Annotated in this window: 26 protein-coding genes and 1 pseudogene; 13 read left to right on the top strand and 14 right to left on the bottom strand. The window is 68.5% G+C overall.

The window, feature by feature from the left end; translation table 11 throughout:
• The first annotated feature begins 29 nt into the window (after positions 1-29).
• From C464_RS11025 to ftsY, 9 genes are all read left to right on the top strand, one after another.
• Positions 30-1,148 (top strand): M20 family metallopeptidase, encoded by a 1,119-nt coding sequence (locus C464_RS11025; RefSeq protein WP_006113778.1) that lies wholly within the window; start codon positions 30-32, stop codon positions 1,146-1,148.
• Between the two features lie 104 nt (positions 1,149-1,252).
• Complete coding sequence (locus C464_RS11020; protein WP_004050128.1) at positions 1,253-1,405, top strand: 50S ribosomal protein L39e; 153 nt, start codon at positions 1,253-1,255, stop codon at positions 1,403-1,405.
• Positions 1,406-1,684 carry a 50S ribosomal protein L31e gene (locus tag C464_RS11015; RefSeq protein WP_006113777.1) on the top strand — a complete coding sequence of 93 codons (279 nt, stop codon included), beginning with the start codon at positions 1,406-1,408 and terminating at the stop codon, positions 1,682-1,684.
• A gap of 1 nt (position 1,685) precedes the next feature.
• Complete coding sequence (locus tag C464_RS11010; RefSeq protein WP_006113776.1) at positions 1,686-2,351, top strand: translation initiation factor IF-6; 666 nt, start codon at positions 1,686-1,688, stop codon at positions 2,349-2,351.
• A gap of 105 nt (positions 2,352-2,456) precedes the next feature.
• Positions 2,457-3,431: an ABC transporter ATP-binding protein gene (locus tag C464_RS11005; RefSeq protein ID WP_006113775.1), complete on the top strand. Its 975-nt coding sequence runs from the start codon at positions 2,457-2,459 to the stop codon at positions 3,429-3,431.
• Positions 3,428-4,243, top strand: coding sequence for an ABC transporter permease (locus tag C464_RS11000; RefSeq protein ID WP_006113774.1), 816 nt, complete (start codon positions 3,428-3,430; stop codon positions 4,241-4,243). Before C464_RS11005 ends, C464_RS11000 begins: the two co-directional genes overlap by 4 nt.
• Positions 4,244-4,340: 97 nt before the next feature.
• Positions 4,341-4,517 carry a 50S ribosomal protein L18Ae gene (gene rpl18a / locus C464_RS10995; protein ID WP_049911083.1) on the top strand — a complete coding sequence of 59 codons (177 nt, stop codon included), beginning with the start codon at positions 4,341-4,343 and terminating at the stop codon, positions 4,515-4,517.
• On the top strand, positions 4,517-4,975 hold the full coding sequence (gene pfdA, locus C464_RS10990) for a prefoldin subunit alpha (RefSeq protein WP_006113772.1): 459 nt from the start codon (positions 4,517-4,519) through the stop codon (positions 4,973-4,975). Before rpl18a ends, pfdA begins: the two co-directional genes overlap by 1 nt.
• A 15-nt stretch (positions 4,976-4,990) precedes the next feature.
• Positions 4,991-6,076 (top strand): signal recognition particle-docking protein FtsY, encoded by a 1,086-nt coding sequence (ftsY, locus tag C464_RS10985; RefSeq protein WP_006113771.1) that lies wholly within the window; start codon positions 4,991-4,993, stop codon positions 6,074-6,076.
• 88 nt (positions 6,077-6,164) lie between these two features.
• Here ftsY and C464_RS10980 read toward each other — a convergent pair whose 3' ends face one another.
• The 5 genes from C464_RS10980 to C464_RS10960 all read right to left on the bottom strand — a co-directional run bounded on the left by C464_RS10980 (position 6,165) and on the right by C464_RS10960 (position 11,844).
• The gene (locus C464_RS10980) at positions 6,165-7,025 is read right to left on the bottom strand and encodes a phosphatase PAP2 family protein (RefSeq protein WP_006113770.1); all 861 of its coding nucleotides are present in this window, start codon (positions 7,023-7,025) and stop codon (positions 6,165-6,167) included.
• Positions 7,026-7,221: 196 nt separating this feature from the next.
• On the bottom strand, positions 7,222-8,253 hold the full coding sequence (locus tag C464_RS10975) for a tyrosine-type recombinase/integrase (RefSeq protein ID WP_006113769.1): 1,032 nt from the start codon (positions 8,251-8,253) through the stop codon (positions 7,222-7,224).
• A complete protein-coding gene (locus C464_RS10970) occupies positions 8,246-8,626 on the bottom strand; it encodes a DUF5805 domain-containing protein (protein WP_006113768.1) in 381 nt (126 codons plus the stop codon). Before C464_RS10970 ends, C464_RS10975 begins: the two co-directional genes overlap by 8 nt.
• A 790-nt stretch (positions 8,627-9,416) precedes the next feature.
• Entirely contained in the window at positions 9,417-11,075 is a 1,659-nt protein-coding gene (locus C464_RS10965; protein ID WP_080510431.1) for an MFS transporter, read from the bottom strand.
• A 298-nt stretch (positions 11,076-11,373) separates the two neighbouring features.
• Positions 11,374-11,844, bottom strand: a complete 471-nt coding sequence (locus C464_RS10960) for a DUF1269 domain-containing protein (RefSeq protein WP_080510430.1) — start codon at positions 11,842-11,844, stop codon at positions 11,374-11,376.
• A 572-nt stretch (positions 11,845-12,416) separates the two neighbouring features.
• Between C464_RS10960 and C464_RS10955 the strand changes: the two genes are divergently transcribed.
• Positions 12,417-13,745, top strand: a complete 1,329-nt coding sequence (locus C464_RS10955; protein WP_006113765.1) for a metallophosphoesterase — start codon at positions 12,417-12,419, stop codon at positions 13,743-13,745.
• A 146-nt stretch (positions 13,746-13,891) separates the two neighbouring features.
• On the opposite strand, the gene C464_RS10950 is transcribed toward C464_RS10955, so the two are convergent.
• The 4 genes from C464_RS10950 to C464_RS10935 all read right to left on the bottom strand — a co-directional run bounded on the left by C464_RS10950 (position 13,892) and on the right by C464_RS10935 (position 18,535).
• Positions 13,892-14,797: a hypothetical protein gene (locus C464_RS10950; protein ID WP_006113764.1), complete on the bottom strand. Its 906-nt coding sequence runs from the start codon at positions 14,795-14,797 to the stop codon at positions 13,892-13,894.
• A 108-nt stretch (positions 14,798-14,905) separates the two neighbouring features.
• Positions 14,906-16,732 carry an alanine-zipper protein gene (locus C464_RS10945; RefSeq protein ID WP_006113763.1) on the bottom strand — a complete coding sequence of 609 codons (1,827 nt, stop codon included), beginning with the start codon at positions 16,730-16,732 and terminating at the stop codon, positions 14,906-14,908.
• A 93-nt stretch (positions 16,733-16,825) separates the two neighbouring features.
• Complete coding sequence (locus C464_RS10940) at positions 16,826-17,659, bottom strand: MBL fold metallo-hydrolase (RefSeq protein ID WP_006113762.1); 834 nt, start codon at positions 17,657-17,659, stop codon at positions 16,826-16,828.
• 222 nt (positions 17,660-17,881) lie between these two features.
• Entirely contained in the window at positions 17,882-18,535 is a 654-nt protein-coding gene (locus C464_RS10935; protein WP_006113761.1) for a potassium channel family protein, read from the bottom strand.
• 204 nt (positions 18,536-18,739) lie between these two features.
• Between C464_RS10935 and C464_RS10930 the strand changes: the two genes are divergently transcribed.
• Together C464_RS10930 and C464_RS10925 are read left to right on the top strand one after the other, a co-directional pair.
• Positions 18,740-20,194 carry an APC family permease gene (locus tag C464_RS10930; RefSeq protein WP_006113760.1) on the top strand — a complete coding sequence of 485 codons (1,455 nt, stop codon included), beginning with the start codon at positions 18,740-18,742 and terminating at the stop codon, positions 20,192-20,194.
• Between the two features lie 4 nt (positions 20,195-20,198).
• Positions 20,199-20,852 carry a potassium channel family protein gene (locus tag C464_RS10925; RefSeq protein ID WP_006113759.1) on the top strand — a complete coding sequence of 218 codons (654 nt, stop codon included), beginning with the start codon at positions 20,199-20,201 and terminating at the stop codon, positions 20,850-20,852.
• 28 nt (positions 20,853-20,880) lie between these two features.
• Here C464_RS10925 and C464_RS10920 read toward each other — a convergent pair whose 3' ends face one another.
• From C464_RS10920 to C464_RS10900, 5 genes are all read right to left on the bottom strand, one after another.
• Positions 20,881-22,245 (bottom strand): glutamate-5-semialdehyde dehydrogenase, encoded by a 1,365-nt coding sequence (locus C464_RS10920; protein ID WP_006113758.1) that lies wholly within the window; start codon positions 22,243-22,245, stop codon positions 20,881-20,883.
• Positions 22,229-23,104, bottom strand: a complete 876-nt coding sequence (gene proB, locus C464_RS10915; RefSeq protein WP_006113757.1) for a glutamate 5-kinase — start codon at positions 23,102-23,104, stop codon at positions 22,229-22,231. The genes C464_RS10920 and proB overlap by 17 nt, the downstream gene beginning before the upstream one ends.
• The gene (gene proC / locus C464_RS10910) at positions 23,097-23,873 is read right to left on the bottom strand and encodes a pyrroline-5-carboxylate reductase (protein WP_006113756.1); all 777 of its coding nucleotides are present in this window, start codon (positions 23,871-23,873) and stop codon (positions 23,097-23,099) included. The genes proB and proC overlap by 8 nt, the downstream gene beginning before the upstream one ends.
• Before the next feature lie 88 nt (positions 23,874-23,961).
• Positions 23,962-24,996, bottom strand: coding sequence for a glycosyltransferase family 4 protein (locus C464_RS10905; protein ID WP_049911092.1), 1,035 nt, complete (start codon positions 24,994-24,996; stop codon positions 23,962-23,964).
• Between the two features lie 34 nt (positions 24,997-25,030).
• Positions 25,031-25,894: a hypothetical protein gene (locus tag C464_RS10900; RefSeq protein WP_006113754.1), complete on the bottom strand. Its 864-nt coding sequence runs from the start codon at positions 25,892-25,894 to the stop codon at positions 25,031-25,033.
• A gap of 119 nt (positions 25,895-26,013) precedes the next feature.
• Here C464_RS10900 and C464_RS10895 point away from each other — a divergent pair.
• A pseudogene (locus C464_RS10895) lies at positions 26,014-26,293 on the top strand (hypothetical protein); the annotation flags it as partial.

Here is a 26,293-nt window from a genome sequence, read left to right as displayed (position 1 = left end):
CTTATGCGTCGACGACCGCCACTGCCCCCATGGACGAACTCGCGGACCTCACCGAGCGGCTCGTCTCGATCCCCTCTCACGAGGACGAGACGGCCGCCGGCGACGCGATCGAGGAGTGGCTGCGCGCGGAGACCGACGCGACCGTCGAGCGCGACGACGCCGGCAACGTCCTCGCGTTCGCCGGCGCGACCGACGACCCCGACGCGGCGTCGCTCGCCTTGGTCGGCCATCACGATGTCGTCCCGCCCGCGCCCGAGCAGACGGCCGGCGAGGGGCTCGCCGGCGAGTACGTCGTCGAGCGCCGCGACGGCCGGATCTACGGCCGCGGGACGGCCGACATGAAGGGGTCGGTCGCGGCCGCGATGCTCGCGTTCCGGGACGCGACGCCGCCCGCGGGCCGGGAACTGGTCTTCGCGTCGTTCGTCGGCGAGGAGGTCGGCGGCGAGGGGGCGCGGCACGCGATCGACGCCGGGTTCGCGCCGGACCGCGCCGTCGTCGCGGAGGGGTCGACGGACTACTCGAAGCCGGGCGTGACCGACGTCGTCGTCGCCCACCGCGGACGGCGCGGGTCGCGGCTCGTCGCGCACGGCGAGGCAGCGCACGCCTCGGAGCCCGAAGCCGGCGAGAACGCGATCTACCGCGCCTGCGACGCCGTCGACGGGGTCCGGGGGCTCGACGCGCCCGAGGCGACGGTCCTCGGGAACGACGTGTCCGGGTCGCTCGCGGTCACGATCGTCGACGGCGGCGAGACGTGGAACGTGATCCCGGAGCGGTGCGAGGCGACCGTCGACGAGCGCACCGTCCCCGGCGACCGCGCGGACCTGGCCGGCGTCGCCGACGCGACGCCCGGCGTCGAACTCGTCGTCGATCAGGACCTCCCGCCGATGGCCTGCGGCGACGCCGCGTTCGCGGACGCCGCCCTCGACATCGCCCGCGCGGTCCACGACGAGCGGGACCTCGACGCGCCCGAACACGTCACGAAGCCGCACGCGACCGACGCGGGCTGGCTCGCGGAGGCGGGCACCGACTGCCTCGTCTGCGGGGCCTCCGAACCGGGCGAGGCGCACACGGACACCGAGAGCGCGAGTCTGGAAGCCCTCGACCGCTGTCGTCGGATCTACGCGGGGATCGCCGAGCGGGAACTGTAGCGGCCGCGGAGAGGGGAACTCCCGACGGGAGGGGGGTCCGCGGCGGCCTCGCGCGACCCCGTATGGAAGGGGTTTTATGCGCGCCGCGGAAAGTGTGCGCCACTATGGGAGACAAGTCGAAGGCTCAAAAGAAGCGTCTGGCGAAGGCGGAGCGCCAGAACACCCGCGTCCCCGCGTGGGTCATGATGAAGACTGACATGAACGTGACGCGAAACCCCAAGCGGCGCAACTGGCGTCGGAACGACCTGGACGAGTAAATGTCGACGAACGACTTCGAGGAGCGCGTCGTCACCGTCCCGCTCCGCGACGCCAAGGAGAAGCCCGTCCAGCAGCGCGCCGACTACGCCATGAAGATCACGCGCCAGCACCTCGCCAAGCACTTCTCCGTCGACGAATCCGACGTGATCATCGACGGGTCCGTCAACGAGGCCGTCTGGGAGAACGGGCGACAGAACCCGCCCAGCACCGTGCGAGTCCGCGCGGCCCGGTTCGTCGAGGACGGCGAGCCGGTCGTCGAAGCCGAACACGCCGAGTAACGTGTTACGGGCGACCTTCACCGGCTCGTCGTACGTGGGCGTGTTCGCCCGCGCCGTCGACGACCTCCTGCTGGTCCGACCGGACGTCGACGAGACGCTCGCCGAGGACCTCGGGGCGGAACTCGGCGCGGAGCCGCTGCTGACGACGGTCGGGAGGTCCAACACGGTCGGTGCCCTCGCGACGGGCAACGAGAACGGCATCCTCGTCTCGTCGCGCGCGACCGAACGCGAGAAGGACCGAATCGCCGACGCCGCCGGCGTGCCGGTACACGAACTCCCGGGCGAGATCAACGCCGCCGGCAACGTCGTCCTCGCGAACGACTACGGCGCGTACGTCCATCCGGACCTCTCGCGCGAGTCGATCCAGAGTATCAAAACGGCGCTCGACGTCCCGGTGATTCGGGGCGACCTCGGCGACGTCCGCACCGTCGGGACGGCGGCGGTCGCCAACGACACCGGCGTGCTCTGTCACCCCCAGTCGACGGAGTCGGAGCTTCAGGCGGTCGAGGAGGCGCTCGACGTCCGCGCCGACCTCGGCACCGTCAACTACGGCGCGCCGCTCGTCGGCTCCGGCCTCGTCGCCACCGACGAGGGGTACGTCGTCGGCGAGGACACGACCGGGCCCGAGCTCGGCCGCATCGAAGAGACGCTCGCGTTCATCGACTGAGCCGCCGGTTCTCTTCGACCGAGGCGCCAGTCGTCTTCGGCTGCGCCGCCATCCCTCCCTCCGCGTACTCTCACATTTAACAGCCGCAGCGGTGTTGGGGGCGGTATGCCCGCCATCGAGTGTCGCGGCCTCTCCAAGTACTACGGCGACGTCCGCGGGATCGAAGACGTCTCGTTCGCCGTCGAGGACGGCGAGGTCTTCGGCTTCCTCGGCCCGAACGGCGCGGGGAAGACGACCGCGATCCGCACGCTGTTGGGGTTCCTCTCGCCGACGAACGGCGGTGCGACGCTCCTCGGTCACGACGCGACGGATCCGGTCGAATCGCGTCGCGCCCGCGAGCGGATCGGGTACCTCCCCGGAGATCCGGGGCTCGACCGCGACCGCACCGCCGGGGCGTTCCTCGACCATCAGGCGGCGCTGCGCGGCGAATCGAGCCGCGACCGACTGGTCGAGCGGTTCGGGCTCGACGAGTCGCGCCGCGTCGGCGACCTCTCGCGGGGGAACCGACAGAAGGTGGCGCTGGTGGCCGCGTTCATACACGACCCGGACCTCCTGCTGCTCGACGAGCCGACCTCCGGGCTCGACCCGCTGCTTCAAGAGGAGTTCGCGAGCCTCGTCCGCGAGCGCGTCGACGACGGGGCGAGCGTCCTCCTCTCCTCGCACGTGCTGGGCGAGGTGGCGGCGCTGTGCGACCGCGTCGGCGTCCTCCGGGAGGGGCACCTCGTCGCGGTCGAGTCCGTCGCAGAACTCCGCTCGCGGGGCGGCAAACAGGTCCGCGTCCGCGTCGCGGAGGACGTCGAGCGCGGCGACTTCGAGCGCCGCGGGATCATGAACCTCCGCGTCGGCGAGACCGTCTCGTTCACTTGGACCGGCGAGTACGACGCGCTGATCGACCTGCTCTCCGGGTACACCGTCCGCGACCTCGACGTCGTCGACGCGCCGCTCGAAGAGGCGTTCATGACGTTCTACGACGGCGACGTGCCGGGGCCGGTCGGCGGCGAGCGACAGCGATCCGAGGGGACTACCCCTGCCGAGACGCCGGCGGATTCGACCGCCGCGTCGGGAGGTGACACCCGATGAGCGACCGCGCGACCCCGTGGCTCGCGATCGCGCGGTACGACGCGGCCGGCCGGGCCCGCGGGTCGCTCGTGTTGACCGGCCTGCTCTCCGCGTTCCTCCTGCTGTTCCTCGCCTTCTTCCCGTCCTTGGCGACAGCGGACGTCGACCTCGACGCGTACGTCGAGGCGTTCCCGCCCGCGCTCCGAGAGGCGTTCGGGATCATCGCCATCTCCTCGATAGAAGGGTTCCTCGCGGTGGAGTTCTATCAGTTCGCGTGGCTGCTGTTGGTCGGGCTCTACCTCGCGTACCTCGCGGGGGGAACGATCGCCGGCGACGTCGCCTCCGGGCGGATGGACCTCACGCTGTCGGCCCCCGTCGCGCGCCGCGACGTGGTTATCGGCCGGTTCCTCGGGCTGGTCCCGCTCGTCGTCCTCCTGAACGTCGCGCTGCCGGTCGTCGCCTACGTCGGCGTCCTCGCGGTCGGCGAGACGATCGCGGTCGGACGGCTCCTCGCGGTCCACGCGCTCGCGGTGCCGTATCACCTGACCTGCGTCGGTCTCGGCCTCGCCGTGTCGACGCTCGTCTCCCGGCCCGGCGTCGCCCAGCGCGTCGCGCTCGGCGCGTTGTTCGCCCTGTTCATGTTCGAGTCGCTCGTCGCGAACACCGAGTTCTCGGCGGCGGCCGACCTCAGCCCCACGGCCCACTACGACCCCTCCGCCGTGCTCGTGTTGGGCGAGTACGATCTGGCGGGCGCGGCGACCCTGACCGCCGCGGCGGCCGTCCTCGTCGCGCTCGCGGTCGTCCGCTTCCGGCTCGCGGATCTCTCCGGGTGAGAGCGCCCGTTCGCGGCCGCTCCGCGTCGCTCGCGGCGGCGAATTGGTCTGTCCCCTTTTAGGAAGATACTTCCCTGTCCCTGCCGGATCGAGGAACATGAGTACCTACACAGTGAGCGGACGGTTCCAGAGCCGAGACGGCGACCAGCCGTTCACGAAGGACGTCGACGCGGAGAACGAGGACCTCGCCCGCGAGCGGATCTACACGACGGTCGGGAGCCAGCACAACCGGAAGCGCACGCAGATCGAGATCGAGGAGGTGTCCGAGGCATGATGGGTGGCGGACAACAGCAGCTCCAGCAGCTCTCGCAGGAGATCCAGGCGCTCGACGAGGAGATCGAGGCCCTCGAAGGCGAAATCGCCGACTACCGCGAAGAGAAGGCCGACATCGACGACGCCATCGAGGCCATCGAGACCCTCGACACCGGCGCGACGGTTCAGGTGCCGCTCGGCGGTGGCGCGTACCTCCGCGCGGAAGTCCAGGACATCGACGAGGTCATCGTCTCGCTCGGCGGGAACTACTCCGCGGAGCAGGAGCAGGACGACGCCATCGACGTCCTCCGGCGCAAGCAGGAGGCGCTCGACGACCGCATCGCGGAGACGGAAGAAGAGGTCGACGAGCTCGAGTCCGAGAGCGACGAGCTCGAACAGCAGGCCCAGCAGATGCAACAGCAGATGCAGCAACAGCAGATGCAGCAGATGCAGCAGGCGCAGGAAGACGACGGGGAGTAACCCGGGGATTCGACCGTGTTCGACGGACTGAAAGACAAGCTCTCCGGCTTCCGGGAGGACGTCGAGGAGTCGGCCGAGCCCGAGGAGGACGCATCGCCCGACGACGAGGCGAGCCCCGAGAGCTCCGCCGACGCGAGCGACGCGCCGGCCGACGGAGCCGCCACCGAAGCCGGTGCGAACGAGGCCGACTCCGACGAGACCGACGCGGACGAGCCGAGCACGTTCCAGCGCGCGAAGGCGTTCGCGACCGGCCGGATCATCATCGAGGAGGAGGACTTAGAGGAGCCGCTGTGGAACCTCGAGATGGCGCTACTCGAGAGCGACGTGGAGATGAGCGTCGCCGAACAGATCCTCGACAGCGTCCGCGAGAGCATGCTCGGCGAGTCGCGCAAGCAGGTCGAGACGACCGGCGAGCTCGTCGAGTCGGCGCTCCACGACGCCCTCCTCGACGTCATCGCGGTCGGGCAGTTCGACTTCGAACAGCGGATCGCCGAGGCCGACAAGCCCGTCACCATCGTCTTCACCGGCGTCAACGGCGTGGGGAAGACGACGAGCATCGCGAAGCTCTCCGAGTGGCTGGCCGACCGCGGCTACTCCTCGGTCCTCGCGAACGGCGACACCTACCGCGCGGGCGCGAACGAGCAGATCCGCGAACACGCCGACCGGCTCGGCCGCGACCTGATCAGCCACGATCAAGGCGGCGACCCGGCGGCCGTCATCTACGACGGCGTCGAGTACGCGGAGGCGAACGACGTCGACGTCGTGCTCGGTGACACGGCGGGACGACTCCACACGAGCGACGACCTCATGGCGCAACTGGAGAAGATCGACCGCGTCGTCGACCCGGACATGACGCTGTTCGTCGACGAGGCGGTCGCGGGCCAAGACGCCGTGAACCGCGCGAAAGAGTTCAACGACGCCGCGGCGATAGACGGCGCGATCCTGACGAAGGCCGACGCCGACTCGTCCGGCGGGGCGGCCATCTCGGTTGCGTACGTCACGGGCAAGCCGATCCTCTTCCTCGGGACCGGACAGGGGTACGACGACATCACCCTGTTCGACCCCGAGGACTTGGTCGAGAGCCTGCTCGACGAGGAGTGACTCCCGGCGAGGAGCGATCCTCGACGCGTTCACCTCTCTCTGAGACACAGACTCCTAGAGCCTCGGCTCTCGACTTGCCCCGAGACAGCTAGTCGTCGCCGGCCCGACCGGCGGGCTCTCGGCGCTGGTCACCGTCGGCCGCGACCGACGGCGGCTCCGCCCGATCGACGATTCGGGCCGCGGCGATCACCGACCCGACGCCGAGAGCGACGCCGACGACGACGTCGGTCAGCCAGTGGATGCCGAGGTACATCGTCGAGAACACCACGGCGGTCGCGACCGCGGCGGCGACGGGCGTCCACCGGGGGTGCGTACGGCGCGACCGCCACGCGACGACGAGGACGGCCACCGAGAGCGACGTGTGAAGCGACGGGAACACGTTGGTGTTCGACGCCACCGCCGCGGTGAGGTCCTGCGTCTGCGGGTACACCCGGTACATCAGACCCGACACCGTTTCGAGGTGGTTCCGCGGGCCGTACGAGATGAACAGGGTGTAACAGACGGTCCCGACGGCGTAGTTCAGCATGTACGCGACGAGCAGTTCCTTCAGGTAGCGCCGTCCGCCCTCGGCGGAGAGGAAGTACGTCACCGGTGCCGCGACGAGGAGGAACGCGAACCCGATCATGTAGCTCACGGTGAAGAACTCCAGCGTCGCCTCCGGCGTCAGCCGCTGGAGGCCCGCCACGAATCCGCCTTCGAGCGCGTACAGCTCGTCGGTGATGTTCCAGTCGAGGGCCCGCGAGAGCCGCAGCCGGTAGCCCTGCGTGAGCTGTTTGACCGCGAGCAGCGCGAGCGCCGCGCCGAGGTAGGGAGCGACCTCGCGCACGCGGTCGTCGACGTCGGTCATCGCTCGGGACACCTGCCGCGGTCCGACACAGAGGAGGGCTGTCACGGCCGTTCCGGTGACCACCGAGAGGCCGGTCGCGGCCGTCACTTCGAGAAGCGCCATCGTCGTTCCACACGCCCTTCGCGACACATGAGTGACACGGTGTCTCCGCGCGGCCGACACCCTCCCGTTGACCGGAGCTGAACGGGGCGCGCACTCATCTATTCGGTATAGCGATATACAATTTACTTGTCGGCGAGCGGACGAAATTCGTCGTCTACGGGACAACTAAAAACGCGAGGCGGAGCGGCAGATCTGACTAGGGGAACAGTCGGTAGACGTTCGCCTCGTACGTCTCTCGGACTTGGTCCCCCCAGTTGTGGGTGTACGTGTCGATCACGTCGTCGGCGACGTCACCCCGGAGATACTTCACCACGCCGCGGTCGCCGGTCCGGTCCCGGAGGTGCGTCGTGAAGAAGTGGCGGAAGTAGTGAGGAGTGACGTTCTCGTCGGCGCCGCCGCCCGTGCGATACCACCCCTCCTCCCTAGCGTATCGCTCGACCGCGTGCCTGACCGCCTGCGGTTCCAGCCGCTCGCCCCACCCCTCCGCGGTGCCGACGAACAGGGGCTCGGCCGGCGACGGCGAGTCCGGTCGGACCGCGAGCCAGCGCTTCAGCGTCCGACGGAGTTCGTCGTCGACCGGAATCACGGTCCCGCGCTTCCGCTTGTTCGCGGCCGTCCGCACCTCGCCGTTCAGCTCCTCGCCGACGGCGGCCTCGGCCGTCACGAAGACCGAGTCCGGCCGCTCGGAGAGCGCCGGTCGGTCCCCGAGCGAGTACGCCGCTTCGAGCTCCGCGTCGACGACCGAGACGTCGCGCAGGTCAAGGTTACACAGCTCTCCCACCCGCATTCCGGTCTTCAACAGCGTCACGACGAGCGCGCGGTGGAGCGGGTGGCGGATCCCGGCCACGAACGACCGCATCGCCGGGATCGAGACGTCGCGGCGAGCGGGGTCCTTGTCGACGGTCTCGTCCATCTCCTCCATCACGAGCGTCATCGGGTTCCCGTCGAACGCGCCCACCTCCGTCATATAGCCGTAAAACCGGTGGAGGTACGCGGCGTAGGTCGCGACGGTGCTGTCCGCGACGTCCCCCCGCAGCGAGTGGACGAACGACATACAGTCGCGATGCGACGCCGACCCCGGGTCGGCACCGTCGAGGAACGCCTCGAACCGCCGGAGGACTCGCTCGTACGCCTCCCTGGTTCGGTCCGTCTTCCCGTGGTAGGTGAGGTCTTCGAGGAAGTACCCGACCGGGTCGTCGGGGTCGGGGGCCGCGCGCGTGCTACTCATCGGTCAACACGTACCCCCCGTCGCGACCGCTGTATCGAACGCGGTTTCGATCTTGGAGCTCGTCGAGCGTCGCTTCGAGCTCGTCTTCCACGTCGCCGACCACCGCCTCGACGAGCTCGTCCCACGAACGGGGGCCCGATTCAAGGGCCTCGCGGACGCCGCTTTTCAGGTCGTGACCCCTAGGGTCAGAGGGTTCGGAAGCGGGTTCCTCGCGCTCCGGCGACTCGGCCGGCGCGAACCCTCGCCGCCCGGCTTGGACCATCGTCCTGACGAACTCGCTCAGCGACATGTCGAGTTCGTCGGCGTGGTCGCGCCACACGTCTTTCTGTTCCGTCGGCACGTACGTCTTCACCGACTGTCGGTCGCCTCCCATCTCTCGAACGAGGGTTCTCGTTCGGGTCACTTCAATATATCCCAGATTTCCGGATAAGGTCACTTATCTTCTAGCGTAGGCCCTCTAACTGGGCGCGTTCAATTTAATATCCGTATTTGAGGCGCTACAAAGCAGACAGAGTAGTACTACAATATCGTATACACGAAGCGGCTCCGCGGATGCGTCCGATGTCGCGCACGCACTTCACATCGGTCGAGAAGCGGGCGGGGGCAGCCGACGAGAACTGGGCTGTGACCGAGCCGATGTCTCGCGTGGCTTGAATCGATCTCCCGAACACCGCGGATCGCGTACTCGGTGACGAGTCGCAGACCACCGAACGCGAATTAAACGGCCTCGTCCCTCGACGTGCGGACACGTATATCGCATGTCGCGATATCGTCGCCGGCGTCCGGAAGAAGCGACACCCACCGACCGATTCAGTCCCGCGGTGCCGAATCGAAGAGAGACACTATCGACGTCGAGAGGGTCTATCCGATGCGTAACCGAACGAAGGCCGCTCCGGCGGTCCTCACGACCGCTCCTGATCGAGTCATACTGCTGGCCGTGATCGCGCGAGCGACTTCGACCGATACCCGGTGCTAGTGCGGCGAACCCACAGGGGGTGTGCCGAAGCAGCCCTCAGTGAGTCTCCGGTCGCAGCAGCATCTACGGGAGAGGCGGAACGCACGGCTGAGAGTCGGTCACTGGCAGTTGCTACAGCGGTAACGCACGGCTTACTTGATAACGCCGACGGCGCTAGGCAATTGACAGCGTACGGGCGATCGACGTTTCACGGATTCTCGGGGTTACGCGGCAAGAACGCCGAAATGAGGAGGGTAAGCCCCGCGAACACGGCTAGGAGTAGCAACGTCGCGCGCTGGGCGCCGACGAACGCGGCCTCGAAGATCTCTTCGAGCAGCGCCTGCTCCGCGGGGGTCAACCCGGCGAGGAACGCCTGTCGGGTCGGCTCCGTCGCTGTCTCTGCGGCCCGTTGTAGCGCCCGGGCGAGTTCGTCGCGTCGGGGTATCGACACTGCGGCGCCGGTCGCTCGGAACGTGCCGTCTATCACGCCGCGGTAGAACTCCCCGAGCAGGAAGGCTCCGACGATGGCCGTCCCGAGCGCGTACGCGAGCATCCCGGCCGCGTTCATGACGCCCGAGGCCTCCGAGGAGTTCGCCTGGGGGACCGCCGACAGCGTCGAGTTGACGAGCTGAGGCGTCATCAGCCCGATACCGACGCCGACGACCGCCATCGGGACGGCCATACTTCGCACCGTCTGGTCCGGGTTCGTGTCCCGGAACAGCAACAAGAGGCCGACGCCGACCAGCACGGCCCCGACTTGGACGAGGGTCTTCGGAGCCACGTACGCGCGCCAGCCGGTGGTGAACGTCGAGACGAGGAGCGTCCCGACGGAGAACGGGAGCATCGCGACCCCCGCCTCGAAGGCGGTGTAGCCGAGGCCGGACTGGAGGTACACCGGGATGACGAAGATGAACCCGGCCATGACGAGCGCCCGGGCGCCGAAGGTAAGCGATCCGGCGGTGAAGGTGCGGTTCGAGAGCATTCCCATCGGGACGAGCGGCGAGTGGCCGGCCCGCTCGAGGCGGTACTCGTACTGGACGAACGCGGCGAACGCGAGCAGCCCAAGGCCGACGGTCCACAGCGCCGGCGACGTCCCGAAGGGATTGAACCGGACGCCGAAGGCGACGAACGGACGCGTCGCGACCAGCCATCCGAACCTGCCGGCGAGGAGGAAGCCGACGACGAGCGACGTCGCGCCGACGATGGAGAGGACGGTCCCTCCAACGTCGAGCGAGTCGGGGTCGGACGTCAGCGGGGCGGCACTCACGTAGCGAACGAACACTAGCGCGACGGCGACGACGACCGCCTCGAGGGCGAACCCCCACCGCCAGCTCGCGAACGTCGTCAACGCCCCACCGAAGATCGGCCCGACGGCCGCGCCCGCCGCGCTCACGCCCGCCAGCACCCCGAGGGCCCTCGCGCGGTCTCTCCCGTCGTAGGTGACGATGAGCACCGTGAAGGTCAGGGGCATCAACACGGCGGCCGCAGCGCCCTCGACGAGGGACCAGCCGAAGTACAGGACGGCGGGGCTCCAGCTGACGGCTGCCAGCAGCGTCCCGGCGGCGTAGACGACGAGCGTTCCCTGCATGAGCCGCCGAACGCCGTAGATCGACGGGAGCTTCCCACCGGGAAGCATCAGCGCCGCCATCACGAGCGAGTAGACCGCGATCGCCCCCTGGACGACGGAGACGGTGGTGTCTAGGTCCGACACGATAGCGGGGATCGCGACGTTCATCAGGGTCGAATCGATGACCGCGATAAACATCGACAGGCTCACCGCGATGGCGGGCCCCCAGTATGCCAGCGTCCCCTGCTTTTGTTTTGGGGCGTCGACTCCGTCCCGGGGTCCGCTCTTTCCGGTGCTCATTGGGACGTTCTAAGCGAGATCGCTCGCTCGCGCAGACGGTTCCGCCGTCGACCCGCCTCTTGGCTGCGGGCCCGCCGTACGTCGACACGTTCGACGCGGGCGACGACGGGCCTAGTACACCGTGCGGTAACGCGGTCGTCGATGGTGGCGAGGGTGAGCGAGCGGGTTCTCTTGAGGACCGACGAAGCGGTTGGAGGCATATGAGTCGGAGTGTCGATCGTGCGATCGGTCGAGACGGCGGAACGGAATCGGTCCCCGCCCGGAGACTCGACCTGCGACGGTGCTGCGCGTCAGTGGGTTACCCGGCCACTTCCTCCGCGGCGAAGGTCTCGCGGAGGTTCCTCTCGTCTTCCGGGTCGAGGTTCGTGTCGATGATCTCGAAGTCGTACTCGAAGTCAGACAGCTCCTCTTTGATGCGGTCGGTGTTTCCCTCGCGGGCCAGCAGGAACAGGGCGGAGTTTCCGGGCTCGATCGCGTCCCGAACTTCGTCGATGAAATCGTCGTCGACGCCGATGTCGCCGAGTTTTCCGGAGAGCGCGCCGCCGGCGGCGCCGGCCAGCAGCCCGAGCCACGGAGCGAAGAACAACAACCCGATGAGCATGCCCCAGAAGGCACCGCCAAGCGCGCCCGCACCGACGAGGCTGTGCGCCTGTTTGACCTTCGCACGCCCTTTCTCGTTCCGGACGACGACCGCTGCGTCCTCGATCTTGACCAGTTCCCGCTTCTGGAGGCCGTACATCCTGTCGCGCATGGCTTCAGCACCGTCCATGTCGCCGAATCTGAGTACAACGAGTGAACTCATACCGACGCTACCCTTGCCAGGGAGTTAGTTAGGAACAGGCATTCGAACGAAAGACTTGCTTACCCCTCCGCGCGTCCCACGGGAGGACACGAGGGGGGAATCGAGCCGGTCTCCGTGGTCTCGGAACGTCGTCAAGGGGGAGCACCGGCTCGGAGAGCAAAGAGTATCCGGTCGTGTGTTCGTTTCGGTGCGGGCTCCTCGGACGCCCGCTCGTCTATGCCGACCTTTCTCACCGGCGGTTCGATCACCGCCCGTGTAACGCGGTAATAACTATGTCCGACACGATTCAGTCGCTGGTATGTGTACGTTCGGGAGATCGACCTTCGGCGCGACGGGGACGCGAGACCGTTGTCTCCGAGGACGTCACCGGCCGCATCGCCGTCACGATGTCGTCCACCTCGATGGTCGGTGTCCGGCGGCCACACTGCGGTCGGAACCGACGCGAGCGGTCGTTCGACGCGCCGGAGAGACGCGGACCGTAACCGACCAGATCGAATCGAGGGGCCGGAACTCCGGAACCCCGGACAGCGAGTAGCGATATGGCCGACGTGTACTACTTCATCAGCGACCTCCACGTCGGCGGGGACGAGCAGCTCCGGCAGGTGGACTTTCTCGACGAACTGCTCGCATTTCTCGGGGACCTCGAAGAGCGCGACGAGGACGCCGAACTGATAATCAACGGCGACGCGTTCGGGCTCTGGGAGTTCACCGAGGTCGAGGGGCCGGCGAAGTTCGACGCGCTCCTCGACCGCTACCCCGAACTGTTCGAGCAGCTCGAAGCGACCGGCCGAGCGGTCTCGATCACGCTCATCCCGGGGAACCACGACTACGAGCTCGCCGCCTACCCGGAGTACGTTGATCGACTGGCGGAGTACAACGTCACGCTGGAGCAGGAGGTGTCTATCGAACGGACGGTCGGTGACTCGCTCGTCCACGTCGAACACGGCATGCAAGAGGACCCGAACAACCGGACTCCGGACTTCGGGAATCCGTACGCGAACCCCCCGGGCTACTTCGTGAACCGACAGATAACGAGTCGCGCGGGACAGCTCTCCGACCGTGGAAAGTACAACTGGCTGAAGGACATTCAGGCCGTGACGCCGATGACCGAGATCCCCGAGTGGCTGGTCTCGAACTACTTCTACCGGGAGATGAGTTCGTGGCTCCGGTTCTCGGTCGTTCCGTTCTTCCTCCTGTTCAACATCGGTGTGCTGTACGTCGCGATATTCGCGCTCGACTGGTTCGACGTGTGGTCGCTGCCGCTCACACTGGTCGAGGAACTACTCGGCTCCTTCGGGCCGGCCGGGCGACTGGTCGAACTCGTGCTCGCCGGAAATCTGGTCATGATCGTCCTGATACTGGCGATCTCCGTCCCACTCGCCGTATTCGTGTGGGATGCCCGCAGGACGCTCAGGCGGTTCGGACTCGTCCGGCCGTCGACCGAACGGGAGCCCGTCGAGAAATACCTCGACAGGGCCAGAGACGTGTTCGCGTCGGAACCGCGGGTCGCCGTGTACGTGTACGGGCACACGCACCGTCCGTCGGTGACCGAAATCGACGAGCGACTCGTCGTCAACACCGGAACGTGGCTGAAACGCCTCCGCCGAGTCGACCCGCTGCTCGGGGTTCTCCCACCGGTCTACTACGCCGCCTACCAGCTCAACTACTTCCGGCTCTCCGCGGCCGATGACGGCGACGTCCTCGTCGAGTACGAGGTGATCGAGAAATCGGACCCGGACGACGAGACGGTGCTACAGCGATTGCTCACCCGACCGCCGCGACGACGGAAGGAACTCCCGGAGAAGACGGTTGTGAACGGTTCCCGGGAGCGAGGTCCGCAACCGGACCGGTCGGAGGTCACGGAGTGAGTGGCGCTTCAACGTCCCCTCGCGAGCTCGTCCCCCCGTACCCGGTGGAGGAGCGGCGCTCTGACGGGTGATTTATTACGGGCTCTCGACGATCGCGCTGTTCTGTCGCCCGTGTATCGAGCGGATCAGTCTCGACTACCGCGGGGTCAGACGCGGATCTCCGAGTCGGCCGCCTCGCGTTCGAGCGCTCGGAGGACGCGGGAGACGGACTCCTCCGTCTCGGCCGCGTTACGCATCAGGACCGTCTCGCTCGGGAACAGGTGTTCGCCGACGGAGAGGCCGTGTTCCCGGGCCGTCGACCCGGTGACGGTGAGGTACACCCCGAGGCCGAACCGGGCGATTGCGCCCTCCTCCTCCTCGTGTGCGTCCGGGTAGACGAACTCCACGCCGTCGAGCGCGTCGGTCCCCAACACCGCCGTGACGAGGCGCTCGTACCGCGGCGAGATACACAGCGGCCCCTCGTAGTCGGTGAGATACTCGCGGTCGAACGTCGTGTTCGGGTCTCGACGGTCTTGGCGCCCCATCAGGGTGTGGTACACCGTATCGCCGAGTCCGGTCACGACCCGCACGTCGGTGTCGACCGGGTCGATGCGGTCGTTGATGTCGGCGATGGTGCCGAGCCCGCTCTCTCTGATCTCGACCACTTCCTCCAGAACGAGGTCCGCGGAGTCGAATCCGAGCGCGAACTCGTGGGTTCGCAGCGCCCGAAACGGCTCCTCGCGGCCGACGAGTTTGACCGTCACGTCGCCCAACTCGACCGTAGCGGCGTCGAAGACGATCCGGCGGGGCTTCCCGTCTCTGTCGTCGCGCAGCAGCGTGAACTCCGGCTCCGCCGGAGTCGCGGGGTCGGAGTACTCGGCCAGCCGCTCGTAGGGCCCCTCGTCGGCCTCTACCGACCCCTTCGTGACGGCCTTCTCGTACCGGAGCGTGTTGCTCACGTCGTCCGCGAGCCGGTCGAGACGCTCGCCGTCAGTCACGGCCGCGAACCGCTCTAAGACCGCTTCGAGCGGGCGTCCTTTGCGGGGGACGGCGACCGGAACCGGGTCTGTCATTGCGCTATCTGCGGCCGCACACCTGAAACGGGTTGCGTTTTCTCCACGGACGGGCGCGGACCGTCGGCGAAGCGATAGGACGGTCGATCGGTGCTCGAACGCGTCGGCTTACGGACCGAACGCTTCGTTGAGGCGCGTCCGGAACTCGTCGAGCTCGTCGAGGTGGTCGTTGATCTCGTCGATCTCGGCGGCGACGTCGTCGAGGTCCTCGCCGAGGCGGTCCTCGATGTCGGTGAGCCGCGAGTCGACCTCCGCGAGGTCGCCCCACAGGTCGTCGAACTCCTCGTCGAAGCGGTCGAGCCCGGACTCCACGCCGTCGACGCGCTCCGCGGTGTCCGCCGCCAGTTCGTCCGCGCTCTCGGCCGCCTTCTCGGCGTCCTCGGCGCGTTCGGCCGCCTTGTCGACCTCCTCGTACAGCGTCTCGACGTCGTCGCCCAGGTCGTCGACCGTCTCCGCGACGGCGTCGGCCTCTCCGTCGACCCGCTCGACGTCGGCGGCGAGGTCGCCGACGTCGCCCTCGACGGCGTCGACGGCGTCTCGAACCGATTCGACGCTCTCGTCGACCGACTCGACGTCCGTCTTGACCGCCTGAACGTCGTCCTCGACGTCGCGCACGTCGGCGTCGACCGTCTCCACGTCGCTCTCGACGGAATCGACCCGGTCTTCGACCGAGTCGACCGCCTCCGTCGCGGAGTCGACCGCCGAATCCACTCGCTCGACGTCCGACTCGATCGCCTCGCGCTCGTCGTCGGCGGTGTCGAGCCGGTCGTCGAGGGCGTCGACCTCGGACTCGACGGCGTCGACGCGCTCGTCGATGCCGTCGAGGATCTCCCGGGCGGTCCCCTCGCCGTCGATGAACTCCGCGAGCGCGTCGGCGTACGCCTCGATGTCCGCCACGCTCGACTGGAGACGGGCGATCCGCACGTCGACGCTGCGCGGGACGCCGGCGTCGAACGCCTCTTCGATGGTCGCGATGTCCGCCTCGTCGGCGGCGCCCGAGCGGATCTCGGACGCCAGCGTCGCCGCGAGCCCCCCCTCTCCGGGCAGGTTCGGCGTCTCGTCGGCCTCGTCCGCGTCGGCGACTTCGCTCTCCTCGTCGGTGTCCGGCGCCTCCGCGTCGTCGACTTCGGGCGTCTCGTCGCGCTCGTCGACATCGTCGCCGCTCGACTGTTCGTCTTCGGTCGGCGATTCGGCATCCGGCTCGATCTCCGGATCCGATTCGGCATCTGGCTCCGATTCCACCGCTGAGACGGCCGAATCGCCTCCGTGAGACGTCACGGCGGCCATGTTCTCGCTCTCGACCGCGCGCGGCTCGGGCGCGTCGACCTCGGGTTCGGCGTCGGCTTCCGGCTCGGCGTCGACCTCGGCCTCATCGTCGGCCTCCGGCTCGGCGTCGACGTCCGGCGCGTCGCTCGGTTCCGCGTCCGACTCGTCGGTCGCGGGCTCCTCGGCGGGGTCTTCCGGCAGGAGCTCGTCGCCCTCGGCCATTCCCGGGAGCGTCGCGCGGTCGCCGGAGAGGACCTCTCTCACGGCGTCGGTGTCGCCCGCCCCGAGGACGTCTTCGATCTCCTCGCCGACCGGAACGTGTTCGATCACCGGCGTCCCGAGGAAGCCGTCGAGGTCGGGGTCGTCGTCGCGGATCCCGAACACCGTCTCGACGGTCTCGTCGGGGTCTATCACGCGCTCGAACTCCACGCGGTGGTCCTTGTACGCGGTCCAGTTCTCGCTCTCGTACTCCGGGTGGAACCCCACACGGTCCATCGGGAACGACTCCGGGATCCGGTCGACGATGCGCACCCGTACGGGGTCCTCGCGGTGTGAGGAGAGGGTGTACATCACCGCGGGCACGGGGAACGCGTCGTCAGTGAAGGATTTCTCGACGCGGATCCCGTCCTCGTCGACGGTCGTGGCCGCCTCCGCCGTCCGTTCACTCATATCCGCACGTCCCGGAGCAGGGGCTTAAATTCCACGGGCCGCGTTTCGTGGGTGATAACCGAAACGCCGTGAAAACAGGCGTTCGACTGCGGTTTACAGGTCGATTCGGTCGCCGATCTCGACGATCTCCAGCCGGTTCGGCGACGCGTAGCTCCGGACGTGGTCGTGGAGCGCGGTCGGGTCCGCGGTCAGGCCCTTCCACATGTCCCAGTGGGTCGGGACCAACCGGTCGAGGCCGAGGTCGTTCGCCGCTCTCGCGACCTCGTTTTCGTCGCTGTACCACTTGGTCCGGACCGGTTCACCGGTCTCTTTGTCCGGGACCGTCCCCTCGGAGCCGAACGCGAGGATCCCGAGGTCGATGTCGAACCGATCGGCGAGCCCCGTGAACGACGGCGAGGGCTTGCTGTCGCCGGCGTGGAACACCGTCCCGGCGTCGTGTTCGATCACGTAGCCCACAGGATGGGTCGCGTCCGGGTCGTGCGTCTCGACGACGTGAACGGTGAACTCGCCGATCCGAAGCTCGTCGCCCTCCGTCACCTCGGTGAACGCCGCCTCGTCGACGGCGTACTCGTCAGTCCAGCGCTCCTCCTCGCGCGCGACCGCGAGCGAGTCGTCGGGCGCGACGAGGTCGGCGTCGGTGTCGGCGAGGATCGGCGCCTGCGAGGGCCCGTGGACGTGGTCCGTGTGCTCGTGCGTCGCCAGCACCGCGTCCGCGACTTCGATGTCTTCGGGGTCGAAGGGAACTGGGATCATCCGAACGGTCCGCGGCGGGTCGCCCGTCCCGACGTACGGGTCGATCCAGAGGACGGTCCCCTCGCGCCCCTTGATCGCGAAGCCGTTACAGCCCAGGTACCACAGCGCCACCGTGTCGGGGTCGGCGTCCGCGACCGCGCGCGGCAGCCAGTCGCCCCAGTCGGAGTCGGTCATACCCCGTGCTGCGTGAGCGCCGAGGGTAATGATTCCGGAGTGAGCCCGAATTCGGCTCGATGTGTTCGAATCTGTCGGACTCGAAGAAACGCATTTTCGTCTGAGGTGGGACAGGTAAACTGTATCTCGCTATATGGAATTCGGTTGTCGCGCTACCGGACACGGTCAGTCACGAACGGACCCGAAGCGGCCGCGACGGGCGTCGCTCCCGTCGCGCGGCGGTCACCCGCGAAAGAGGTTGACGACTTCGTCGACGACGTCCGACTCGACGGCGAGGATGTACTGTTCGGACGGTTCGAGCAGCGTGTCGGGACCGGCGAGCGACTCTCGGTCCGACGTGGAGATGAGGAGGCTCCCGGCGGGAAGCGCGATCTCGTCGAGCCGTCGTCCCGCGACGGGGGCCGACTCGGCGACCGTCACCTGGATGATGTCGAGGTCGGCGGTGGGGAACACGAGCGTTCGGATCTCCTCGCCGGTGAGCATGTCGGCCGCGTGGTCGCCGCCGAGCGACTGCGGCAGCAGCGTGGCGTCGACGACCTCGCCGTAATCCCCTCCGGTCCGGTCCTCCGACCTGGCCAGAGTCCGGATGGTCGGCGCGAGGTGGTGGGCGGTCATACAGATCTCCGTGTTCGTCCCCGTCTCGTCGGTCAGCGCCGCGATGGCGTCGGCGCTCCCGAGGTTGGCCTGTCTGAGGATCGACTGCTCGGTGGCGTCGCCGTGGATCACCGGCCCGAGGTACGCGTCGGACAGCTCCTCGACGCGGTCGGCGTCGGCCTCGATCAGCAGCACCTCGTGCCCCTGATCGGTGAGGTTCTCCGCGGTCTGGAGCCCGACGCGCCCGCCGCCGGCGATGACGAATCGCTTAGATTGGGTCATCGTGTCATGCCTCGGCGTCCGACTCCTTTAATCCGGGCCGTATTCCGCGTGGCTGGGACGGCTACGTGCGCTTTCTCGAAGGACGGGCGTATCAGGCCCCCCCAAGATTCCGAGACCGCCCGAATTCACCCGAGGGATAAAGTGGCAAGAATACGGTATACCGGAGCGTACGATGGACGACACGGGACACGACCCCCCCGACCGATGAGTGGAAGCAAGACTCGGTCCCCGGAGGCCGAACTCGGACTGCTCGACGCGACGATGATCGGCATGGGAGCGATGATCGGTGCCGGCATCTTCGTACTGACCGGACTCGCCGCGGAGATCGCCGGGCCGGCGGCGATCGTCGTCTTCGCGCTGAACGGGGTCGTCACCGCGTTCACCGGGCTCTCGTACGCCGAACTCGCCAGCTCGATCCCGAAGAGCGGGGGCGGATACGCGTTCGTCCGCGAGATATTCGACGACCTCTCGTCGTTCATCATGGGCTGGATGCTCTGGTTCGCGTACATGATCGCCGGGGCCCTCTACGCGCTGGGATTCGCCCCGAACTTCCTCGAACTGCTCCACGTCTACGGGGCCGTCGCCCCGCCGGACGAGATCGGGGCCGTCGTCCTGCCGGTCGTCGGCGCGGAGCTCAGCCCGGGTTTCCTGCTCGCGTTCGTCGCCGTCTTCGGGCTGGTGGCGCTCAACGCCGTCTCCACGGCCGCCAGCGGGAAGGCCGAGACGGTGTTCACGATCATCAAGGTGAGCATCCTAGTGGTGTTCGTCGCGTTCGGGCTGGCGTCCCCGATGTTCTCCGGCGCGGAGTTCCAGCCGCTGTTCCCCGCCGGCAGCGGGGCGGGAGCGGTCCTGCCGGCGATGGGACTCACGTTCATCGCCTTCGAGGGGTACGACCTGATCACGACCGTCACCGAAGAGGTGGAGAACCCGCGAGAGAACATCCCGAAGGCGATCTTCGTGAGCCTCGCCGTGACCGTGGTGGTCTACCTAGCGGTCGTCACCGTCGCCGTCGGAACCCTCGGGGCCGAGGGGCTCGCGGAGGCGGGAGAGGCCGGGATCGCCACGGCCGCGACCTCGTTCATGCCGACCGGCTTGCCGATCATCCAGAACGGCGGCGCGCTGGTCGTCTTCGGCGCGGTGTTCTCGACGCTGACGGCGCTGAACGCGGTCGTGATCGCCTCCTCGCGGGTCGTGTTCTCGATGGGACGCGAGGGGCAGCTGCTCCCCTCGTTCGGCCAGATCCATCACCGGTACGGGACGCCGTTCGTCGCGATCCTCGCGAGCGCCGTGGTCATGTTGGGCTCCGTCGCGCTGCCGACCCAGAGCGCGGGGAACATGTCGAGCCTCTTCTTCCTGCTCTCGTTCGTCATCGTCAACGTCGCAGCGATCCGGCTCCGCCGCGAGCGACCCAACATGCACCGGCCCTACGAGATGCCGTTCTACCCGGCCCCGCCGCTGATCGGCATCGCGCTCAACCTGGTCTTGACCGGGGTGCTCGTGGAGTACCTGCTGCGGACGGACCCGTTGGCGCTGGCGCTCAGCGCGGCGTGGATCCTGCTCGGCGGCGCTGCGTATCTCGCGCTCAACAGACTGCGGGCGGAACCGGACGCGGACTCCCCGGCGACGGACGCGACGCCCGCGCCGGAAGCGGAGGACTGAACTCATGACGAGCTCACTCGACATCGTGATCGCGGGCGGCGGACGTGTCGGCTTCCAAACGGCTGAGATCCTCGCGGAGCACGGCCACGAGGTGACGATCGTCGAGCGCGACGAACGCGTCGTCTCCGAGATCGCCGACGCGTACGTCGCGACGGTGATCCGCGGCGACGCGACGAACCCCGACATCATCGAGCAGGCCGGCATCGAGCGGGCGGACGTGGTCGCGGCGCTCACCGGGGAGACCGGGCTCAACCTCGCCGTCTGTCTGGCCGCTCGGCAACTGGCCCCGGAGATCCGGACGGTGGCCCGCATCGACCGCGCCGCCGGCGAGGCGTACACGCGCTTTGTCGACGCGGTGCTGTTCCCGGAGCGAGCCGGTGCCCGCGTGGCGGCGAACGAGGTCGTCGGCGACGACGTCCAGACGCTGGCGGACGTGACGGGGGACCTCGACATCATGCTCGTCCGCGTCGCGGAGGGCGCGCCGGCCGCCGGGAAGCCGCTCACGCAGGTCCGGTTCCCGGACGGTGCGGTGGTCGTCTCCGCCGACGACGCGCATCGGGTCGCCCGGTCCGACACGACGCTCACACCGGGGAAGCGCTACGTCGTCGCCGTCGAGCCCGAGGTCACCGACGAGGTGCTGAACCTCCTTCAGGGGTGAAACCGGCCGAGCGGTCGCCGACCCCGGCTTACTTCCCGCCCGGCGTCCAGTCGACGCCGCCGAGTTCGCGGTGGGTGAAGGGGACGGCGTCCTCGCCGCTGTAGCTGGCGACGAGGTGGCCGTCGCCCTCCAGGTAGTACTTGTAGGTAGTGAGTCCGGCCAGTCCGACCGGGCCGCGGGCGTGGATCTTGCCGGTCGAGATGCCGACCTCCGCGCCGAGCCCGTAGCGGTAGCCGTCCGCGAACCGCGTCGACGCGTTGTGGAACGCGCTCGCGGCGTCGACGCCGGTCATGAACGTCTCGGCCGTCCCGGGGTCCTCGGTGATGACCGACTCGGTGTGTTTCGACCCGTGGTCGTTGACGTGTTCGACCGCGGCGTAGACGCCGTCGACGACGGCGATCGACAGTTCGAGGTCGCCGTACTCGGTGTCCCAGTCGTCGTCGGTCGCGGGGTCGACGTCGACGACCTCGCGGGTCCGCTCGTCGCCGCGCAGCTCCACGCCGGCCGCCTCGTACCGCTCGACGAGGTCGGGGAGGAACGCGTCGGCGACGGAGTCGTGGACGAGCAGCGTCTCGACGGCGTTACACACCGCCGGATACTGGACCTTCGCGTCGAAGGCGACGTCTTCGGCCATCTCCAGATCGGCCGCCTCGTCGACGTAGACGTGGCAGATACCCTCCGTGTGGCCCAACACGGGAATCTGCGTGTTCTCTTGGATGTACGAGACGAACTCGGAGGAGCCGCGCGGCATCACGAGGTCGACGCGGTCGTCGAGTTCGAGGAGGCGGTCGACCTCCTCGTGCGCCTCGATGTGCGCGGCCCAGCCGTCGGGGAGGTCCGCGGTCGCGTCGAGGATCGCCTCGTGGAGGACCCGGTTCGACTCGCTGGCCTCGCTGCCGCCCTTGAGTACGACCGCGTTACCCGACTTCAGCGCGAGCGCCGCGATCTGGACGAGGGCGTCGGGCCGCGACTCGAACACGGTCGCGACGACGCCGATCGGGACGGCGACCCGGTACAGCTCGAGGTCCTCGTCGAGTTCGCGGGCCGCGAGCGTCTCGCCGAGCGGGTCGTCCTGTTCGGCGACCGACTCGACCATCGACGCGATCTCCTCGATCTTCGTCTCGTCGAGCTTCAGGCGGTCGACGAGCGCCTGCGTGTACTCGCCGTCCGCGAGCATCGCCTCCGCCTCCTCGACGTCGACCGCGTTCGCGTCGAGGATCGCCGCCTCGCGCTCGCGGATCTCGTCGGCGATGGCCCGGAGCGCCTCGTTCCGGGTCGCCTCGTCGGCGTTCGCGAGCCGAAGCGCGGCGCGCTCCGCCTCGCGGGCCAGTTCGTCCGTGTCGGCTTCCACGTCGGTGTCCGGTTCCGTGTCGGTGTCACTCATCGTCGTCACCCGTCTTCGGCACGAATAGCGTGCCCGTCGGCTTACCCGCTGCGATCCGGTCTAACACGTCGCGCTCGGCCGAGCCCGCGATGATCGCGGGGATCCCGTGGCGGCTCACGTCGTGGGCACCCTCCACCTTCGTCCGGATCCCCCCGAAGTCGGTCTCGGTGCCGTCGCCAACGATCTCCCGCAGGCGGTCGTAGCCGTCGTCGACCGCCTCGACCAGCTCCGCGCCGGCGTCGCGCTTCGGGTTCCCGGTGTAGACGCCGTCGACGTCGGTGAGCGTCACGAGGAGGTCCGCGTCGAGGCCCATCGCGATCGACGCCGACAGCATGTCGTTGTCGCCGATCCGCAGCTCGTCGGTCGCCACCGCGTCGTTCTCGTTGACGACCGGGACGACGCCCCACGAGAGGAGCGTCTCCACCGTGTTGGTGAAGTTGTCGAAGCGGTCGGGCGCGTCGAGGTCTGTGCCCGTCACGAGGATCTGCGCGACGTCCTGGTCGAACCGCTCGAAGCTCTGCGTGTAGTGTCGCATCAGCAGCCCCTGTCCGACCGTCGAGAGCGCCTGGCTCTCCGCGATCGAGTCGACGCCGTCCCGTGACTCCGGTCCCACGTCGAGCCGACCGGTCCCCGCGCCGACCGCGCCCGACGACACCAGCACGACCTCGGTGCCGCGCTCGCGGAGGTCCATCACGTCCGCGACGAGCTTGTCGAGCTTCACCCGGTCGAGCCGGGAGTCGTCGTCGGTGAGCGAGTTCGTCCCGGCCTTGACGATCACTCGGTCCGCCGTGGCCGCCTCCCTCCGAGCGGCCGCGACGCGCTCGCCGTCGGTCGCGCCCACCCGCTCGACGCCCGCGTCCTCAGGCATCGTCGAACGCCTCGGCGAGCTCGCGCGACCGACGCTCCGCGGCCGCGACGGCCTCCTCGACCGCGGCGTCGGCGTCGCTGTCCCACAGCACGTCCATGCCCTCGATGGTCGTGCCGTTCGGCGAACAGACCGCGTCGATCAGCTCGTCGACGCTCCGGTCGTCGCGCAGCACCGTCTCCGCCGCGCCCTTGAACGTCTGCGCGGCCAGCGTCTCGGCCTGCTCGGGGTCGAGCCCGCTCTCGATCCCGCCCTGTTTCATCGCGTCGATCAGGTAGAAGGCGAAGGCGGGACCGCTCCCGTTGACGGCCGTCGAGACGTGCATCAGCGACTCGTCGACCTCGACGAACTCGCCGACGTCGTCGAGCATGGCTCGCACCTCGTCGGTGAGGCCGGCGTTCGTCGCCGCGGCGGCCATGTCGCCGGTCTCGGCCGCGAGGTTGGGCATGATGCGGACGACCGACGCGTCCGTGCGCTCGGCGACGAACTCGCGGGGGAGGCCCGCCGCCAAGGTCACGAGCTGCTGGTCGGCGCGGAGGTCGAGGTCGTCGAGCACCGCCGGGGCCACGTCCGGCTTCACCGCGAGGACGGCGATGTCGGCGTCTCGCGCCGCCGCCACGTCTTCCGTCGTCTCGTCGACGACGCCTTCGATCGCGGCGAGCGCCTCGGGGTCGAGGTCGATCGCCGTGAGGTGGTACCCCTCCGCGCGGGCCAACCCCCTGAGCAGGGCACCCCCCATGTTGCCGCAGCCGATAACGCTCACTCGGATCATTTGGCTCTACGGACTCGGTCGCCCGACATACCAACTGCGGTTTTCGCAAATTTCCGAACGCCGGCCGAGAGACGGCCGCGAGGGGGTCTCAGGCCAGTTCCGCGTACAGCGACCGGTACCGGTCGGCGATCGCGTCGAGGGCGAACGCCTCGCTGCGCGCGGCGACGTTCGCGCCGAGTTCCGCCCGCCGGTCCGCGTCGCGTAGCTCGTCGATCGCGTCGACGAACCCCGAGACGTTGTCGCCGGGAGCGCCGTCCGCGGGCGCGCTCGCGGCGTCCGATCCGTCTCGCCCGTCGCCCACCTTCAGACACTCCTCGCCGTCGTCCAGCCACGAGAACGTCTCGATGTCTCGGACGACGACCGGCTTCCCGGCCGCCATCGCCTCCAGCAGCGCGATCCCCTCGTTCTCCTCGTGGGTCGGGAAACAGAACACGTCGCCCGCGGCGTACGCGCCGCGGATGTCGTCGACGAAGCCCGTGAACGTACAGTTCGACGGGGCCTCCTCGATGAGACGGGTCGTCTCGCGACCCTTCAGCGACCGGTCGACGGGACCGAACCACGCGAAGTCGACGTCGGGCATGCGGTGGGCCGTCTCGACGAACGTCTCCAACCCCTTCCGCTTGATCACGTGACCGACGAGGAACACCGTCGGGGGGTCGAGGTCGTACCGCTCGCGGTACTCGGCCTCGAGCGACTCGAACCCCGCCAGCTTCTCGCGGTCGACCCCGTTCGAGACGACCGTCGTCGGCACGTCCGCGTACCCCTCGATCAGGTCGCGGTTGTACTCCGAGGGGCAGATCAGCCGGTCGGCGAGCCCGTACGCCCGGCGGAGGTACGGCCTGAGCGGGCGCGCGAGCGCGTTGGTGAACCGGAAGCTATCGCCGAAGTCCTCGGCCGTGACGTGGGTGTGCGCCACGACGGGGACGCCCGCCTTCCGGGCGCGGCGCGCGTGCCAGACCGAGCGCGGGCCCATCAGGTTGCAGTGGAGCACGTCGGCGTCGAGCGTCGGCTCGGTCGTGTACTCGATCCCCGCCAGGTCGAACATCTTGCGCTGGTGGTCGACGGAGGCGGCGATGCCGCCGGTGACGTGCTCTCCGAACTCGAAGTAGTGGCTGACCCTCATCGTCGACACGGGGAGCGGGCCGGGACGCGGTCGATCACTCGACTTCCAGCCACGGGACCTCCATCAGCGCGGGGATGTACGTCTCGATGTGGTGTTCCCAGACGCCCTCCTCGCCGAACGCCTCGCCGTGGTCGGCCGTGACGACGACGTCGCCGTCGAGCTCGTCGACGAGCTCGGAGACGCTCTCTAAGGCGATCCGGAGGTTCTCCTCGTACATCGACAGCGCCGTCACGCGCGTGCCGTCTCTCACGAGGTCCTTCGGGTCGAGTTCGAGCCACAGCCCCGCCTTCTGGGCGAACTCGCTGTCGTCCAGCCGGCTCTCGATCTTCGGCCGGACCGAGTCGCTGAGCGAGGAGAGCAGCCCGCCGTCGTCGTCGTCCCCGTGGTCGTCTTCTTCCCCCTGCTCTCTGATCCCCTTCTGGATCTGCTTGAGCTTCTGGCCCTTCCCCCGGGAGAGGTACGGGGCGTGCGGCTGCATGTAGTGGAGGACGGTGCGGTCTGCGCGCTCGACCGCGTCGAGGTTGTTCCGGTACGCCCGGGTGAGCCCCTCCGGCGGGACCGTACCGAGGTCGTCGTCCCACTGGGTCTTCCAGACGTCGTGGATGTCGCTGATGTGCTCGGAGGCGGTCCACTCGTAGTCGCAGCTCGCGCCCCACTTGAGCTCGTTCAGCGGGATCCCGAGGTCGTTGATGAACGGGTTCCCGGAGAAGTACGCGATGTCGTGGTCGCCGGTGAACGTGCGGTAGGCCCACTCCGGCGTCGACGACCCGACGCTCTCGCGCTTTTCGAGCGTCCCGTCGAGGTACTCGTCGTACACGTCCGCGAACACGTCGTACCGGCACGCGTCGAGCACCAGACAGTAGTCCCACTCCGACTCGAGGAACCGCTGATCTTCCATTGGGTGAGTCGTCGGCCCGCCGGTACGTATGTATTCTCATTCCGGGCCTCCGCCGCGGCGGCCGACGCGCGACGGGCGGGAAGCAGACGTTTCAAGTTCGCTACGGTGTCACCTCGTCCATGGAAGGCCCACAACGGCGCGCGCTGATCCTCGGGGCGGGCGGCGCCGTCCTGCTCCTCGCGGTGCTGTTCGTCGTCGTGGGCGTCGACCGCGTGGTCGGCGCGCTCGCGGCCGCCGACCCGTCTCTCGTCGCCGCGGCGGCCGGGCTGGGGCTCTGCTGGCTCGCCGCGTGGAGCCTGATGCTGCGCGCGGTGCTGGGCGCGCTCGACGTCGAGATGTCTGTCCCGACCGCGTTCCTCGTGTACACCCTGTCTCTTATACACATCTCTGATGGCGCGA

Origin of the sequence: Halorubrum coriense DSM 10284 (assembly GCF_000337035.1) — an archaeon.
Classification (GTDB): domain Archaea; phylum Halobacteriota; class Halobacteria; order Halobacteriales; family Haloferacaceae; genus Halorubrum; species Halorubrum coriense.
Note: the sequence above shows the minus strand (reverse complement) of the source record. Positions and strands in the feature narration are given on the sequence as shown.